This window comes from Peredibacter starrii (genome assembly GCF_034259205.1).
Lineage (GTDB): Bacteria > Bdellovibrionota > Bacteriovoracia > Bacteriovoracales > Bacteriovoracaceae > Peredibacter > Peredibacter starrii.
The window spans coordinates 2,751,610-2,765,730 of the sequence record NZ_CP139487.1 but is presented as its reverse complement, the minus strand read 5'-3'; the positions used below and the strand labels follow the sequence as shown (position 1 = coordinate 2,765,730).

11 protein-coding genes are annotated in these 14,121 nt (G+C 44.4%); 6 read left to right on the top strand and 5 right to left on the bottom strand.

Translation table 11 applies throughout. The annotated features are described in order from the left end of the window. The 3 genes from SOO65_RS13855 to SOO65_RS13845 form a co-directional block, all read right to left on the bottom strand. Nucleotides 1-5,031 (bottom strand): hypothetical protein, encoded by a 5,031-nt coding sequence (locus tag SOO65_RS13855; protein ID WP_321391146.1) that lies wholly within the window; start codon nucleotides 5,029-5,031, stop codon nucleotides 1-3. A 150-nt stretch (nucleotides 5,032-5,181) separates the two neighbouring features. Then, nucleotides 5,182-7,167, bottom strand: a complete 1,986-nt coding sequence (locus tag SOO65_RS13850) for a hypothetical protein (RefSeq protein WP_321391143.1) — start codon at nucleotides 7,165-7,167, stop codon at nucleotides 5,182-5,184. A gap of 241 nt (nucleotides 7,168-7,408) precedes the next feature. Further along, nucleotides 7,409-8,503, bottom strand: a complete 1,095-nt coding sequence (locus tag SOO65_RS13845) for a tRNA dihydrouridine synthase (RefSeq protein ID WP_321391140.1) — start codon at nucleotides 8,501-8,503, stop codon at nucleotides 7,409-7,411. Between SOO65_RS13845 and SOO65_RS13840 the strand changes: the two genes are divergently transcribed. The 6 genes from SOO65_RS13840 (at nucleotide 8,495) to trmD (ending at nucleotide 12,489) form a co-directional block, all read left to right on the top strand. Further along, entirely contained in the window at nucleotides 8,495-9,034 is a 540-nt protein-coding gene (locus SOO65_RS13840) for an HAD family hydrolase (RefSeq protein WP_321391137.1), read from the top strand. The two genes, SOO65_RS13845 and SOO65_RS13840, sit on opposite strands and share 9 nt — an antisense overlap. 3 nt (nucleotides 9,035-9,037) lie before the next feature. After that, complete coding sequence (gene ffh / locus SOO65_RS13835) at nucleotides 9,038-10,483, top strand: signal recognition particle protein (RefSeq protein ID WP_321391134.1); 1,446 nt, start codon at nucleotides 9,038-9,040, stop codon at nucleotides 10,481-10,483. An 86-nt stretch (nucleotides 10,484-10,569) separates the two neighbouring features. Further along, nucleotides 10,570-10,812, top strand: coding sequence for a 30S ribosomal protein S16 (gene rpsP, locus SOO65_RS13830; protein ID WP_321391131.1), 243 nt, complete (start codon nucleotides 10,570-10,572; stop codon nucleotides 10,810-10,812). A gap of 55 nt (nucleotides 10,813-10,867) precedes the next feature. Then, a complete protein-coding gene (locus SOO65_RS13825) occupies nucleotides 10,868-11,110 on the top strand; it encodes a KH domain-containing protein (protein WP_321391128.1) in 243 nt (80 codons plus the stop codon). A gap of 87 nt (nucleotides 11,111-11,197) precedes the next feature. Further along, nucleotides 11,198-11,734: a ribosome maturation factor RimM gene (rimM, locus tag SOO65_RS13820; protein ID WP_321391125.1), complete on the top strand. Its 537-nt coding sequence runs from the start codon at nucleotides 11,198-11,200 to the stop codon at nucleotides 11,732-11,734. Further along, entirely contained in the window at nucleotides 11,731-12,489 is a 759-nt protein-coding gene (gene trmD / locus SOO65_RS13815) for a tRNA (guanosine(37)-N1)-methyltransferase TrmD (protein ID WP_321391122.1), read from the top strand. Before rimM ends, trmD begins: the two co-directional genes overlap by 4 nt. Here the strand turns inward: trmD and SOO65_RS13810 are convergent. Both SOO65_RS13810 and SOO65_RS13805 read right to left on the bottom strand, forming a co-directional pair. Then, nucleotides 12,454-13,626, bottom strand: coding sequence for a sensor histidine kinase (locus tag SOO65_RS13810; RefSeq protein WP_321391117.1), 1,173 nt, complete (start codon nucleotides 13,624-13,626; stop codon nucleotides 12,454-12,456). The genes trmD and SOO65_RS13810 overlap by 36 nt on opposite strands. Continuing rightward, on the bottom strand, nucleotides 13,604-13,969 hold the full coding sequence (locus SOO65_RS13805; RefSeq protein WP_321391112.1) for a response regulator: 366 nt from the start codon (nucleotides 13,967-13,969) through the stop codon (nucleotides 13,604-13,606). Before SOO65_RS13805 ends, SOO65_RS13810 begins: the two co-directional genes overlap by 23 nt. Nucleotides 13,970-14,121: the final 152 nt, after the last annotated feature.

Below are 14,121 nucleotides of genomic sequence, written 5' to 3'. Positions count from 1 at the left end.
CTAGTCGTCACAATAGAGGTGATGGTTCCATCTGAATCCATCTGTGAACGGAGCATATCCAGTTGTAACAGTCTTACCAGCATTGGAATTCTGACCGCTGTCGTTGGATGAATCTACAATATTATAGATCTTTTGAGAAAGGTTTGTTTCCGATCCTTGTGGTTCTGGTTCAAATGAACCGAAGGCGCCGCCCTGACGAACTCTTCCAGTTGAACAGTAGGCAATTCCTAGCTCACGTATTTTATCATTCACTGATGCGCTAAGAAGTGGTTCACCAGTTTGATCTGCGAAGTCAGCATCAACAAGTCCGCCACCAGGTTGTTCTGTGCCACGGCCTTCGTTTGAAACGAAACGGTTGAAGTACACCATAAGGTTAGCACCTGGCGGAAGGGCACAAGTAAACGCTGTGCCTGATTCACCTTGTGACACTCCAAAGCCTGAACAACATTTATTGGTGTTACTCACTGTTTTACCAAGTGGAGTACAGCATTTGAAATCGTTTTGCGAGAACACTGGTTCGTCCTGAAGGGCAGTGAAGTTCGTGCGACGAGTGGCCACAGCATCTCCGCCATAAAGGAATGAGATCGAATTTGAATCGAACGCGGTCTTAGTAGCGATGTTCGACTTAAGAACTCCTGGAACCAATTTATTCGAGTTATCATTACAGTAAAGTGGTTCAATTGGAATTTGAGGAATACCACTTAATTCAAGACGGCCAAGACGACGTAGGTAATAACCGCTTGTTGCTGGACGAGTTCTTGAAAGAGCTGAGGCATATCCTGCAACGGCAGAGTCAAATTGAAGACCCCATTTGCCTGCGCCGCCTGATGAACCAAGTTTTAACACGCGCGAAGTAGTGTTGTATGTGTAAGCACAACCTGCACCACCATAAACTTGAGTTGGACTTGTAATCGACATAGCATGGTTTTTTACACAAAGAGTTGTACCACCACTTGAGTTCACCATATAGATGCGATAAAGGGCGGTGCCTGGTACGCCACCATCAGCAGTTGCCGCATAGGCCGCATCGAAAGAGCGTGGAATATAACTTGGAACTTTGATCACGATGTTTCTGCGACCAGAACTATTACCGTAATCAATGATTACTGAAGCATCACCATCAGCACTTCTTGGAGCAAAGTAGAAGTCCTTAGTCCCGGTAGTTGTGATGGTATTTACCGTTACAGTTGTATATTGGTTTGATGAATCGTAAACCGGTGCTGTATCGGCCGTAGAGTCTGTGATCGAAACTTGAGCACATTGACCTTTAACGTTGGTTGGATCTTTACAGTAATCACCATAGTCCTGGCCAACCAGAGCAGTTACGTCTGAAGCATTGTTATATTCAGTTGCGAGATCGGTTGGAGAAGTAAGAAGTGGCGTTCTAGCGTTGATACAACGGAAGTTTGTAACGTCCATATAAACGCGATCACGGCGAGACCAATCATTTGATCCGTCAGAGAATTTTCTGATCCATCCACCGCCACAGCAGCTTTCTGAGTTTGCTTCACCCAGTGTGCGCCATTGTTTCGAAGTCATGACACTTGCACCTTCGGCGCTATTTAAGACGTAACCAGAAGCGTTTCGATCCTGGTAAGCAGAAAGAATCGGACGATCTGCAGTTCCAAGATTTTCCACTGTCGCTAAACGAGAGTAGCGTTTTGTATCGTTAGGAGTAAGACCAGGTTGCAGAGACATTTTAAGACCAGCAGAGTTGGCGTTGTAAGCTCCGCCCTGAGTGGCGGTCGGAACGTCGGCGGTATAAGTCGTGAGGTCGCTTCCGATTTCACGGCAACAACGGTTCTTCGACATATCGTAGTTTTTAAAGGCCTCAGTATTTGAAGCAACTGGTTTTGGATCCATTTGTCCGCACACCAGGTATTCTGTGTAGTAGCTCTTCTCAGCAGCGTTACCAAAGAAGTTTGTTACAAAGTAATCCACTTGTGAGGCGTGCATCTTGTTTGGCGTACAATCCAGATCTGTGTGACAAACGGCCCCAGCACGTCTTAAACAAGCGTCTCTTACCATCGTCTGATCAGTAATGATCTGAGAGTTAAGGGGCTTCGCTTCGATATTTCTAAATGGAGAGTATGGAAGAAGGTCATCCGCCGAGAGACTTAGGTTCGCAGTTGATGCCAAAGACTCAAGTCCACAAGCGTTTTGGTTTGTGGCGCGAGCATTGTAACCAGCCGCCAGAGTTCCATTCGCGAATAGTTCATAGTTACCATCTGAACCAATGACTGGACATGATGAGTGACGGTATGACGTGAAGAGTGTTGAGTTACAGCTACCAATCTGGCTAATAAAGTCTGCTCTACGAGAAGAGTCCGCGGCCAGATGTTGGTTGAAAGGATTTCCGTAAGTCGCTTGAGTTGCAGCAGTTGGAAGTAATTTACCTGGCTGACAAAGACCCGTATTAGCTGAGCCTTGAGCATCCATTGCCACCATATTTTCAATCAGAGTTGAACGAACGGCACTTGGTAGTGAAGTCGTGTCTCCTGAAGCAACATATGAAAGAGGACGACCAAGCACGTTGGCGTCTTTACCAAAGAGGTGGTTACGGGCAACTGGAATATCGGCCAGTGGTGCCGCATAACGGGCCACTTTCGAGTTAAAGACTCCAGAAGAACTAACGTTAGCGCAGTAGAAGTTCGGCGCACACGTCATAATCTTTCTTTTATTAAGATCTGAAGCTGGAAGTGAACCAGAATTCACTAAACAAAGAGCACCAGCTCCACGGTAAACACAACGTTTACTTGTCGAAGAAGGAAGGCGCTTCTGTTGAAGAATTTGATCAATTGAAGTTGATGTAGATGAGGCCGCCACTTCCAAAGCGTCAGCACTGAAACTTGGCCAGTTCGTTTTCACATCACGAATATCTGCACAAGCATATTCCCAACCAAGTTTAGTCACGCAATCAGTGTCAGTTTCACACATGTGATACTTCTGACAGTTACCTGCTTCGTTCTGATAAGGATGAGACTGGTGATATTGAGGATCATAGTCCACTTGGGCCGCTTGAGTAATTCCGTCGTAAGCATAAATGCCCACTTGGTGAATCGTTGGAGAGGCCACATCAGCGAATGGAGCATTAATCGCCAGGAAGAGTTTCTTAGAAGTCGATTTAACAATACGACCTTTACCAATCGCAAACCAAGTTACGCCATCGAAAGAACCAATGAGGGCACCTTTATTAAAGCCGTACCAGTCACGCTGATAACCGTTAATGAAAAGGGCCGCCTGAGTTTGAAGACGGTTCAGACGCTGATCTTTTGAAGTTGATTTTGCCGAATGAGAAAAAGGAATCATCGTAGGAGGTAGCCAACAAGCACGACCAAAGATCGTGTCCTCATAGTTTCCACCAGTCGTATTTGTCGAGAAAGCATCACGTTCAGTCGTGTGACCCACGGCCTGAAGACCCACACCATACCCAGTTGTAGGATATGCAGTAAATGAGCTTAACCAAGAGTCCTTGGCGCAAGTCGGACATGGAGTGTAGTAACCAGATGTGGTTGAGATAAAGTAAACCTGATCCAGTTCTACAGTCACGGTTTTTGCCGGAAGAGTCTTATCGAGTAACACACTCATAGGACCCAGGATTGCATTCATACTGAAGTTTTGTTGATTAGGAAGAACTTTTCCTTCATCCAAATATTCAAATGCATCACCTTCTTGAGTGAAAGTGCTTGAAGCAGTCGGAACTTTCTCGGCACCAGTTGTATCAAAGAAACGGTGAGGAGCTGAACGCGAGTTAAGTGAAACAGTTTGCGTTGGGGGAACAGTTGGAGTCGATGTTGGAGGAGTATAACAATCAATACTTGTCGGCTCACCCAATGTATCAGTTGTCACGACCTGGTATTCATAGGCCGGACAGCTTGTGATCATGTCTGAAAGTTCAGTTTTTGAACATCCACAAGTTGTATAAAGTCGTTTAATCACACTCTGGAAGTACATTTCCTGAGAAGAGTCACTTGAACTGGTCAGACAATCTGTCGTGCCTGTGTATGAGCGAGACAGAAGTTCATTATGAAAAGGAGAAGTCGTTGCCTGTGCCTTAATGTGCTCAACACAACGATAGTCTTTTTTTAGTTTTGCGAAGGCCTCATCATAACCACCATTACTACCGCTAGTTGTACTACCAGTTGTCGATGTTGGCGGAACGTAAGTTCCACAGATGTAATAAAGTTGAGGGTAGTTTAAGTAGGCCAGAGGATTTTGTAGTCTCTCCGCCTCTGCAGTTTGCAAAAGAGAAGGATATTGAATTGAGGCCGATGGTCTCGTTGCTCCATCGTTCACACATTGATTATCAAGACAGCAGTTATAGCCGCGCGCCTGACAGTCTGCATTTGAACAAGTGCCGGCGCCTCCGCCAGCTGCGTAGTTTGGATCGACCTGCATGCCCAATGGAGAAGTGGTAATTAAGTTTGTAGGAACTTCATCCAGATAAGAAGTTCCTCTCTGGAAAAGTCTTACCTTGCTTGCAATCAACATGCTGGTACAAGTAGGACAAAGAAGATTCGGATCATACTTGTAACCAGATGGTGTTGATGAATCCACCATATAGTCGCCGTTACTGTCTTTTATGCGAAGAGTGCCGTTACAAAATGTTGAAGAGTTTGTGACGTCCTGGAAATCCACACGAAGAACACGAACCGTGCGCTTTTCATTGAAGTCATAATACGAGATCGGCACCGCTCTTGAGCGAAGCTCTAGGGGAACTCCACCAAGGGTGTAGCTAGTCACAAGACAGTAGTTCGCGTTTGAGAAATTCTCAGTCGTGGACAGATATGATTCAACTGGCGTACCAACCAAGTAGGCATTGTTTAAGTTTGAAACGTTGATGGTAATTGAAGTTGTAACTGATCCGAGATAATTCCACTTCGTAGTGATAGGAGCGGTTGTACCACCGCCTGAACCACTGGTTGAGCCACCAGTCGTTTCAGATCCCGCGATATTGCCTCGGCCCACAGTGGGCTCTGGCATACACGAAACCAGGAAAAATAAGGTTAAAATGAGAAATCTAACATCCATGTACTAGTGGTCTCCCATTCCTTTTTCGGAGTTTCATATTGTTAGCTTTATTCTAGCAGGGGTGGGGAATTAATTGCCGAAGATACTTAAAGTATCGAATCTATTGATTACCGGATGGATGCCCTCGGAATTGCTGCCAAAAATTTTTGGCTATTTTCCAAAGTAGGTAGGGTAGCTGGTGGTTTTAAGGGCCGAATAAGATCCTAGACTCGAAGTCGAAGAAGCGAAGGCCGTATAAGGTTGATAACCGGCGGTCGGCATATAGTAGCCGTAGGCACCGTAATAACGAGCATTGAACATGATGGTATCTGCGATACCCATTGGACCACGGCCACCGTTGTAGGCCCCATAGTTATACGGGTAAGAATTGATTCCAGAAATTACTCCGCGATTAGGGACATAAGAGCGAAGGATCTCATTTAAGATATTTGTACCACCCTGAATCCAGGCGTCTCTTTCTTTTGCGGCCGCGTTCCCACCATCTGGTGCGACGACTGGACCGTCTACATCGTGTTTTTTGTGAAGGTCAGTTTTTACAATGTTTGAAGTCGTATCATTGAAGAAAGCACAAAGTCTTTCCTCGGCTTTTTTCTTTGAATCATTCTCTTCGCAAAGTTTTTGAACTTCTGCTTCTGCTTCGGTTTTTGGAGAGTAGACGAGTGAAATGTCCATCATGGCATTGGAAAGAACATTGGCCTCTTTTGAGATTTTATCTTCCGGATCACAAAATTCAATCACACTGTCTGTCACATCACATTTCTGAGTGCCCCATTTAAGAAGAGCAAAGTTTCTATAGGCCATGAGGTTTTTATTCTCAAAACCAATTCTTTCTTTCAGAAGATTGAGTTGAAGAATCTTGTCCTGAACATCGGCCTTCTCCGCACTTAGTTCCTTAAGACAACCACTCGGGATCACACCTTGGGTTTTAACTTCATCAAGACAAGTGTCTCCCACTTGAGCAAGTTTATTTTCATACTTAATCGACACACCTAGTGGTCCTAGAAGACCAGAGATATGCGCTCTTGCGTCTCCTGTCAGTTGATCCTTGATTTTATTCTCGAGGATGAAATGACAGGCCTGGGCCTTCTCGTAACTGTCTTTTGCCAGGTTACAATCGTTCATGTCCAGTTGTTCGAATTTAATTTTCGATTTATCCAGATCTGCCCAGGCAATCGAGATCTTACTCTGGATTTCATATTGCTGACGGCGTCTCGCGTCCTCTAGGAGGAAGCGGAAACGATCAGTAGAGAACTGTGATTTAAATTGATCTTTCGCAAGTCCCAGGTCTTCAACAAATGAAAGACCATTACCATTCTCAAAGTCGTTCAGGTTTTGAATCACTTTAAGTTCATCGCGAGAGAGCTTTTGCTGTTTATCGAGCTTATCAAAACCGGCATTCATCTCCATTTGCATTTGAGTGAATGAGTAACCGGCCTCTTCTGGTTTTACATTCTTTCTCTTGATCGAAAGCATGTTCTGCCATTTTTGAATTTGAGCGGCATTTGGTTCAGCTTGAGCAATCAGTCCATTGATCTCTTTAACTGCATCTTGGTTAGGAGAGAAAAGCTTCGGATCCACGCAGGCATCAATGACATTAGACTCTTGCTTGTTTTTACAAATTTCTTTTACCGCGTTTTTAAAGTCCGTTGGATTGTTACGTTTATCCAGAGGGATCTTTTTTAGCTCTGCAAGGAAGGGAGTTCCGTCTTTGGTATTACTCGAAAGAAGAAGCTCAAATGATTGAGCGGTATTGAGATTATTAACGAAAGTATTTCCTGCCGCACGAGCGACTGTCTGGTTTTTATCCCCGGCACCCGCCTTAGAGTCCTTGATGGTATTTTTTAATTTATCAATACCCGTCAGAATCATCTCTTGGTTTTTCAAAGTCTCAAGCTGAGCTTCAATCACCGAAAGGCTTGAGCACTTGTTTTGCTCAATCAGTTCTGTGTTTTTCAGAGGGATATTTGAACCGAGGTCTTCTAATTTAATGTTACGGCATTCAGTTCCGGGAGCACGAATAAACTTCTTTTGAAGGTCCTTCTCGTAGTTCTGAATATAACGTCCCAGCTCCTGACACGTCGGAGGCGAGTCTGCAAAAGCGAAAGGAATGAGAGCTAGAAGGACTAACAAGTTCATACCTTTCTATTTTCGGATAGATGGAGGTAGATATTTAGTACTTTATTCCAATCGTCGGCCAACCTGTCCTGATTCTAAGATCTTAAGTTCAGTTTACTTTCGCTGGCGGAAGTAAACTTTCGATCCGAAAAATTCTCTTGCAAATACAATACGGAAAAGATACGTACAAGTCAAGTACATTTTGAACGTTAAAAATCACTTCCGCCAGCGAAAGTAAAACAGAGGTAAATGAATGAATTAATTAACCGTGGCCCGAACTCATGAAGACTTCATCATAATTAATGAATTTCTGAGAACCGCCCAAAGACAAGAAATAGTCTTCGGCAATTTTCATACATTCATCAACTGTCTGAGTGGCAAAGATCTGTCCACGCATGGCCGCCGCATGAGGGAAACCCGCCGCGAACCACACCACTAGTTTACGAAGTTGCACCAGCACAGTTCTTTCTTCATCAAAAGATTCTGAACAGTAGTGGTGAAGACGTTGAATCACTTCCCAGTAATCAGCACCGCTGAAAACGGAGCGTTTTTGAGAAGCGTATGTTGGATCAAGAGATTCTAAGAAAATAAATGGATTTCTAAGAGCGCCACGAGCGATCATAAGAGCATCACAACCAGTTTTCTGAAGTCTTTCTGAAACTCCATAAGGATGGTGAAGGTCACCGTTACCAATGAGAGGAATTTTCTTATCTTCATTCAGAGCTTCGATGAATTCCCAGTTCGCCAGACCCGTGTACTGCTGAGTACGAGTACGTCCATGAATCGCCACCCACTCGATGCCGGAGTTGTGGGCGATATTAATGATCTCTTTAGCGTTAAGGGAATTTGCGTCCCAACCAGTTCTGATTTTGATTGAAAGCGGAACCTTCATGCGTGAGCGCATTTTTTCAAAAAGAGGGGCAAGCTTTTGCACTTCTTTCATCATCGCGGAACCGCCGCCTTTACTTACGACCTTGGTCACCGGACAACCCATGTTGATGTCCAGAAATTTTGGCCCGTAGCTTTCTGCCACTTCGGCAGCTTTGGCCATTGAGTCGGCGTCTTCACCGAAGAGTTGGATACCCACGTTTCTTTCACGGGGGTGAATTTTTAGCATATCGAGAGTGCGTGCGTTACCGTAGTTGATACCGTGACAAGAAATCAGCTCCGAAACCGTTCCACCGGCGCCCAGGTCTTCCATCAACACGCGGAAAGGAATGTTACAAATGCCGGCCATCGGGGCCAGGATCAATTTGTTATCAAAGTCGATTCGTCCCAATTTGATGGGCTTGGCGTGAGACTTAAAAGACTCAATTTTCTGAGACAATTCAGGGCTAAACGGACGTGGATGATTCATGGTGGTATTTGTACAGGGGGCCTTTGTGGTTGTAAATATGTAGGGGAAACGATTAAAATCTTTTCCTATATGAAGCACGTGATTTTTGACTGCGACGGTACCTTAATCGATACCTCCGGGTCTAAATATAAACTCTTTCCTGGCATTAAAGAGCTTTTAGCTGAACTCTCGCCTCACTGTTTGCTGTATGTCTGGACCGCCCGCGGGCGCTCCTCAACACTCCGCATACTGGAGGAACTGGGTGTTTATTCCTATTTTGATAGATTCTGCTGCATCGATGATTCCTTTCCGAAGCCCCATGTGGGAGGTCTAATTGATCTAGTCGGTAAGGCCCCGAAGCATTCTATCTGTGTCATTGGGGACAGCTTCAACGACATGCTGGGAGCAAAGAACTTTGGTGTCATGGGAATTGGGGCCGTGTGGAACAGAGATGTAGACATGCATTATTTGAAGGACGCCGGAGCGGATTTCATAGTGTCTCATCCTTCCGAATGTAGTATCCTCATCCAGCAAAATCTTAAGGCGGAGTAGATCATGTTTGATAATCTAAGTGAAAAGTTCTCGGACGCGTTTAAAGCATTACGCGGGAAAAATAAGATCTCCGAAGAAAATATCGAAGAGACACTTAAAGGTGTGAAGACCGCTCTACTTGAAGCGGACGTTAACTTCAAAGTTGTTAAAGAATTCGTTGAGAAAGTTAAGACCGAAGCACTTGGTGAAAAAGTTCTTCGTGGAGTTGAACCAGGTCAGCAATTCGTAAAAATCATGCACGATGAGCTCGCTAAGCTCATGGGTAGCGAATCAGAAGGTCTGAACCTTAACCGTCCACCTGTCATTCCTATTCTTATCGTAGGTCTAAACGGTGCCGGTAAAACGACTTTCGCCGGTAAACTTGCTCTTTTCCTTCGTAACAAAAATAAAAAAGACGTTCTTTTAATTCCTGCGGATAACTTCCGTCCGGCCGCTAAAGATCAGCTCATCACTCACGCTAAAAACCTTGGCGTTGATTACTTTGATTCTGATCTTTCAATGAAGCCAGTGGACATCGTTCGCGCAGGTCTTGCTGAAGCAAAACGTCTTCATAAAGAGATCGCCATCATCGATACAGCGGGTCGTCTGCAAGTTGATGAAGAGCTTATGTCTCAGCTCGTGGATGTTCGCAAATCACTCGATAATCCAGAAGTTCTCATCGTCGCTGATGCTATGACCGGACAAGAAGCGGTCAACGTTGCAAAAGTTTTCCACGAGAAAGTGGGTCTGACTGGTGCGGTTCTTTCGAAAATGGATTCAGACGCGCGCGGTGGTGCTGCTCTCTCAATCCGTTACGTAACTGGTGTGCCTATTAAGTTCATCTCAGTTGGCGAGAAGATGAAGGACCTTGAGGCCTTCCATCCAGATCGTCTGGCAAAACGTATCCTTGATATGGGTGACGTTCTTTCCCTTGTAGAAAAAGCGGAAGAAGCGATCAATCAAGACGATGCCATGGGGATGATGGCGAACCTTGAAAAAGGTAAATTCACCATCAATGATTTCGTTAAGCAAATGGAGACGATTAATCGTCTGGGTTCATTTGGTTCAATTCTTAAAATGATTCCTGGTATGGGCGGGGCCCTTCGTCAGATGGGTGACCTTGGTCCGGCCGAGGAAGAAATGAAGAAGATGAAGGTCATCATTAATTCGATGACTAAAAAAGAGCGTGAAGACGTAGACCTAATCGATGGATCTCGCCGTAAACGTATCGCGGCCGGTGCCGGTCGTTCTGTCCAGGAAGTGAACCAATTCATCGAGCGCTTCGGGCAGATGCGTCAGATGATGGTGGGTATGATGGGCATGATGAAAGGCGGCGGACTACCAAATATTCCGGGAATGGGTCCAGTAAAAGGGTTTAGACAGGCCCCTCAGGCCCAAAACCAGCAAATGTTTGGTGGTGGAGAGAAAAAAGGCCAGAAAAAGGGCCAATTCGGTAAGAAGTATTTCTAAGACGTTAGGGGATAAGCTTTTGACTTTACCCCTAGCATGATTTATAAATTTAAAAAATTTTTCGTGAATCTATAGGAGATTTCCAAATGGTAAAAATTAGAATGGCCCGTGGTGGTCGCAAAAACCGTCCAGTTTATACAATCGTAGCTACAAACTCACGTAGCCCACGTGATGGCCAATTCCTTGAAAAATTAGGCCAATACGACCCTAAATCAGCTGAAACTATCAAGTTTGTTAACGTTGAAGGCATTAAGTCTTGGCTATCTAAAGGTGCTCAACTTTCAGATACTGTAAGAACTTTGCTTAAAAACAACAATATTAAGTTATAATGTTGTTAACCCGGGGCTCGTAACCGGGGAGAAACCTTTCCAGTAGAGGGTAGTTATGAGCAGCGAATTGAAGACACTGATTGAGTTCGTATCAAAGGCACTAGTCGACATGCCAGATCGAGTTGAAGTCAACGAGATCGAAGGCGAGCAGACCACAGTCATTGAACTAAAGGTAGATAAGTCTGACCTTGGTAAAGTGATTGGTAAACAAGGTCGAACTGCTAGAGCACTTAGAACAATTCTTAATGCGGCCTCGACCAAATTAAGAAAGAGATCTGTTCTCGAAATTATCGAGTAAGATTCGTCTTAAAAGTTTTAAAACTTCTGACCCCAATTTATCTCTCAAAAGATAGATTGGGGTTTTTTGCGTTATGTTCAGGTACAAATGAAAAAAGAAGATCTAGTTAAGCTCGCTTTTGTTGCTCACCCTCATGGTATTAAGGGTGAAGCTGAGATTCGTCTTATTAACGATAATCCAGAAGAGTCCATCCTGGATGATGAGATGAAGGTATGGCTTTTTCCTTCCAGCCCCAAGTCTAAAATCAAGACCACCGGTGAAGAGTGGACCATTGCTAAAATCCGCTTTGGTAACAAAGTTATTTGTCAGTTCGAAGGAATCAAGGACCGTACTCATTTAGAGAGTCTCATTCCTTTTGAAATCTATCTTGATCGTGAATCATTTCCAGAACCTGAAGATGACGAGATTTATCTCGTGGACCTGGTGGATATGGACGTGGTGAACCAGGAAGGTGTGAAAGTAGGGAAGCTAGAGAGCTTCTCCGACAATGGCATGCAATATCTTTTTGATGTTCGCATGGACACGGGTGAGGTTGTAACTCTGCCTTACGTGGATGCCTTCTTCCCAGAGATTGATATGGAAGAGAAAAAAATCACGATGATCATGCCGGAGTATACCGAGTGATCAGAAAAATCTGGATTCTCACGCTATTCCCTGAATATTTTAAGCCGCTCCTGGAGTGCGGAATTTCAGGTCAGGCATTCAGAGGTGAGCGTTCAGACGGGAACTTTAAATTCGAAGTTAAGTTCGTTAATATTCGCGATTACTCCACCACCAAGTATAAAAGTGTCGACGATTCACCGTTTGGTGGAGGTCCCGGCATGGTCATGCGTGCGGACATCTTGAGAGATGCACTTGTTAAAGGTGTTCAGGAAGCGGGGAACTATTCTTCTCTCGAAGATTTACATGTCATCTACACTTCTCCACGTGGAAAAGTTTGGAACAATAAAGTAGCTCGCGATTTCGGAACGGAGATTCTTGCTCATCCATCAAAGGACGTAGTTTTCATCTGCGGCCGCTATGAAGGTGTAGATGAGCGCTTTCTGGAAAAGTATGTGAATGATTACTATTCACTCGGAGACTTTGTTCTCACCGGAGGAGAGTTAGCGGTCATGACCATGCTTGATTCGGCCGTGCGATTTGTTCCGGGCATTCTCGGAAATAAGCTTTCATCAGAATACGATTCTTTCGAAGACGGTTTAATTGAATATCCTCAATACACCAAGCCTCGTGAGTTTGAAGGAATGGAAGTTCCGCAAATTCTTCTTGATGGTCACCACAAGAAAATCGGTGAGTGGCAACTTGAGAAGAAAAAAGAAATGACGGAAAAATGGCGCCCGGATCTAATGAGTAATCGGAAGTCGAACAGTAAAGGTTGATCCCTCATTCAGTTCGCTCTCAACAGAAATATCCCCACCGTGATCTTCCAGAATTTTACTGACGACATAGAGACCTAGTCCCATTCCACCAAAGTTTTTGTAATCATGGGCACGTTCAAAACGACGGAAGATTCGCGCTTGATCAGCTCGTGAAATTCCCATTCCGTGATCTTTTACTGAGAACACTGCCATGGCCTGTTCCGTTCGAACTTCAACTTCGATGAGTTTTCCTTCACCAAACTTAATCGCATTCAAAATAAGATTTCTCACCACCTGGCCAATGCGTTCTTCATCCCATTCGCCCCAGATGTTCATCGCACAATTCATTGTGATCTCGCCTTTCGAACTCAAGCGAAGAAGATTCACATTGTCTTGAACGATCTTACATAGCTCCGTTCGAACTTTTTGATGGGAGAACTGACCTAAGTGAATACGAGAAACATCTAAAAGGTTATCGATGAGTTTTGAGAAGTCATTCAACTGAGTCCTTGCTTTATCGAGCATCAAATCAACTTTCGGTGATTGACCTTTAAGATGTTTAGAAAGAAGACCAAGCTGTAAGTTAAGTGGAGTCAGGGGAGTTCTAAGCTCATGGGCCGAAATAGAGATAAATTCATCGCGAAGATTTAACTGGTGAGTTAAGTCACTTAGGAGCTGAATATTTTGAAGAGAGATCGCCGTTGTATCGGCGAGAGATTCGAGAATTTTAATTTCTTCACTCGTTGCTTCATGAGGCTTGGCCCAGTAATTACCAATAGCACCAATGGGGCTCTCTTTTCTAATCGGGATCATCACCATACTTTTAACGAAAGTAGGTTTATAGGCGTCTACAGGAACTCGCGGATCATTGTATATGTCCGGGATGATCACATTTTGTTTGTTAAGCATGGCCCAGCCGCTCACACAGGCCTTCAAAGGGAATCTAAGTCCTTTCCAGAGAGGAGTGATGGCGTCCTCGTCCACGTAATAACATTTGTCACCGTCACGAAGTACAAAGGTCGCACCATCGGCACCAGTCAGTTCACGTGCGGCATGACGGATGATGTCCACAATGGATTGCAGATCTCTTGCGAGCGATAATTCGTGAATCACCTGGATCAGTCGATGTGATACTTCAGATTGCTGGACAACATTCATTTGCGAGCCCCATTAGTTGTTCCATATCTAACGGCTTACTCAAAAGTCCTCGGGCCTTGATGTCTTCCACCTTATCGATGAAAGCAGATGTTACAACTATTGGAATCTGAGAAATGCCGGCATCCAAGGCCGCGGCCCTCGCAAATTCCCAACCATTCATTACGGGCATCATGAGATCGAGCAAAATTAGACAAGGTTTTTCGTTAATCTTTAAGAGGGCCAATGCTTCTTGACCATTGCCGGCAACTCTAACTTCGTAGCCTTCAAATTCAAGATACTCTTTGAGGGCCTCTCGAATATTAGGATCGTCATCAACAATGAGGATTCGTTTACATTGGTTCATATCTTCTCCTCTTAAAAAGATTTTATCACTCTGCTAAGGTGATTGACTCGATAAGATGTCAAAATTAACCCATCATTAAGGTTGAAGCATTGACAGAGAGGATGTTTGTTAATTTTCCGTTAATACTCTTAAGATGTTTGAAAAAAACTTTA

Excerpts from the sequence above, each read along its gene's own strand:
- SOO65_RS13805 (WP_321391112.1), bottom strand. The coding sequence starts at position 13,969 with ATGAACCAATGTAAACGAATCCTCATTGTTGATGACGATCCTAATATT.
- SOO65_RS13810 (WP_321391117.1), bottom strand. The coding sequence starts at position 13,626 with ATGAATGTTGTCCAGCAATCTGAAGTATCACATCGACTGATCCAGGTG.
- SOO65_RS13825 (WP_321391128.1), top strand. The coding sequence starts at position 10,868 with ATGAGCAGCGAATTGAAGACACTGATTGAGTTCGTATCAAAGGCACTA.
- ffh (WP_321391134.1), top strand. The coding sequence starts at position 9,038 with ATGTTTGATAATCTAAGTGAAAAGTTCTCGGACGCGTTTAAAGCATTA.
- SOO65_RS13855 (WP_321391146.1), bottom strand. The coding sequence starts at position 5,031 with ATGGATGTTAGATTTCTCATTTTAACCTTATTTTTCCTGGTTTCGTGT.
- SOO65_RS13850 (WP_321391143.1), bottom strand. The coding sequence starts at position 7,167 with ATGAACTTGTTAGTCCTTCTAGCTCTCATTCCTTTCGCTTTTGCAGAC.
- rpsP (WP_321391131.1), top strand. The coding sequence starts at position 10,570 with ATGGTAAAAATTAGAATGGCCCGTGGTGGTCGCAAAAACCGTCCAGTT.
- rimM (WP_321391125.1), top strand. The coding sequence starts at position 11,198 with ATGAAAAAAGAAGATCTAGTTAAGCTCGCTTTTGTTGCTCACCCTCAT.
- SOO65_RS13840 (WP_321391137.1), top strand. The coding sequence starts at position 8,495 with ATGATTCATGGTGGTATTTGTACAGGGGGCCTTTGTGGTTGTAAATAT.
- SOO65_RS13845 (WP_321391140.1), bottom strand. The coding sequence starts at position 8,503 with ATGAATCATCCACGTCCGTTTAGCCCTGAATTGTCTCAGAAAATTGAG.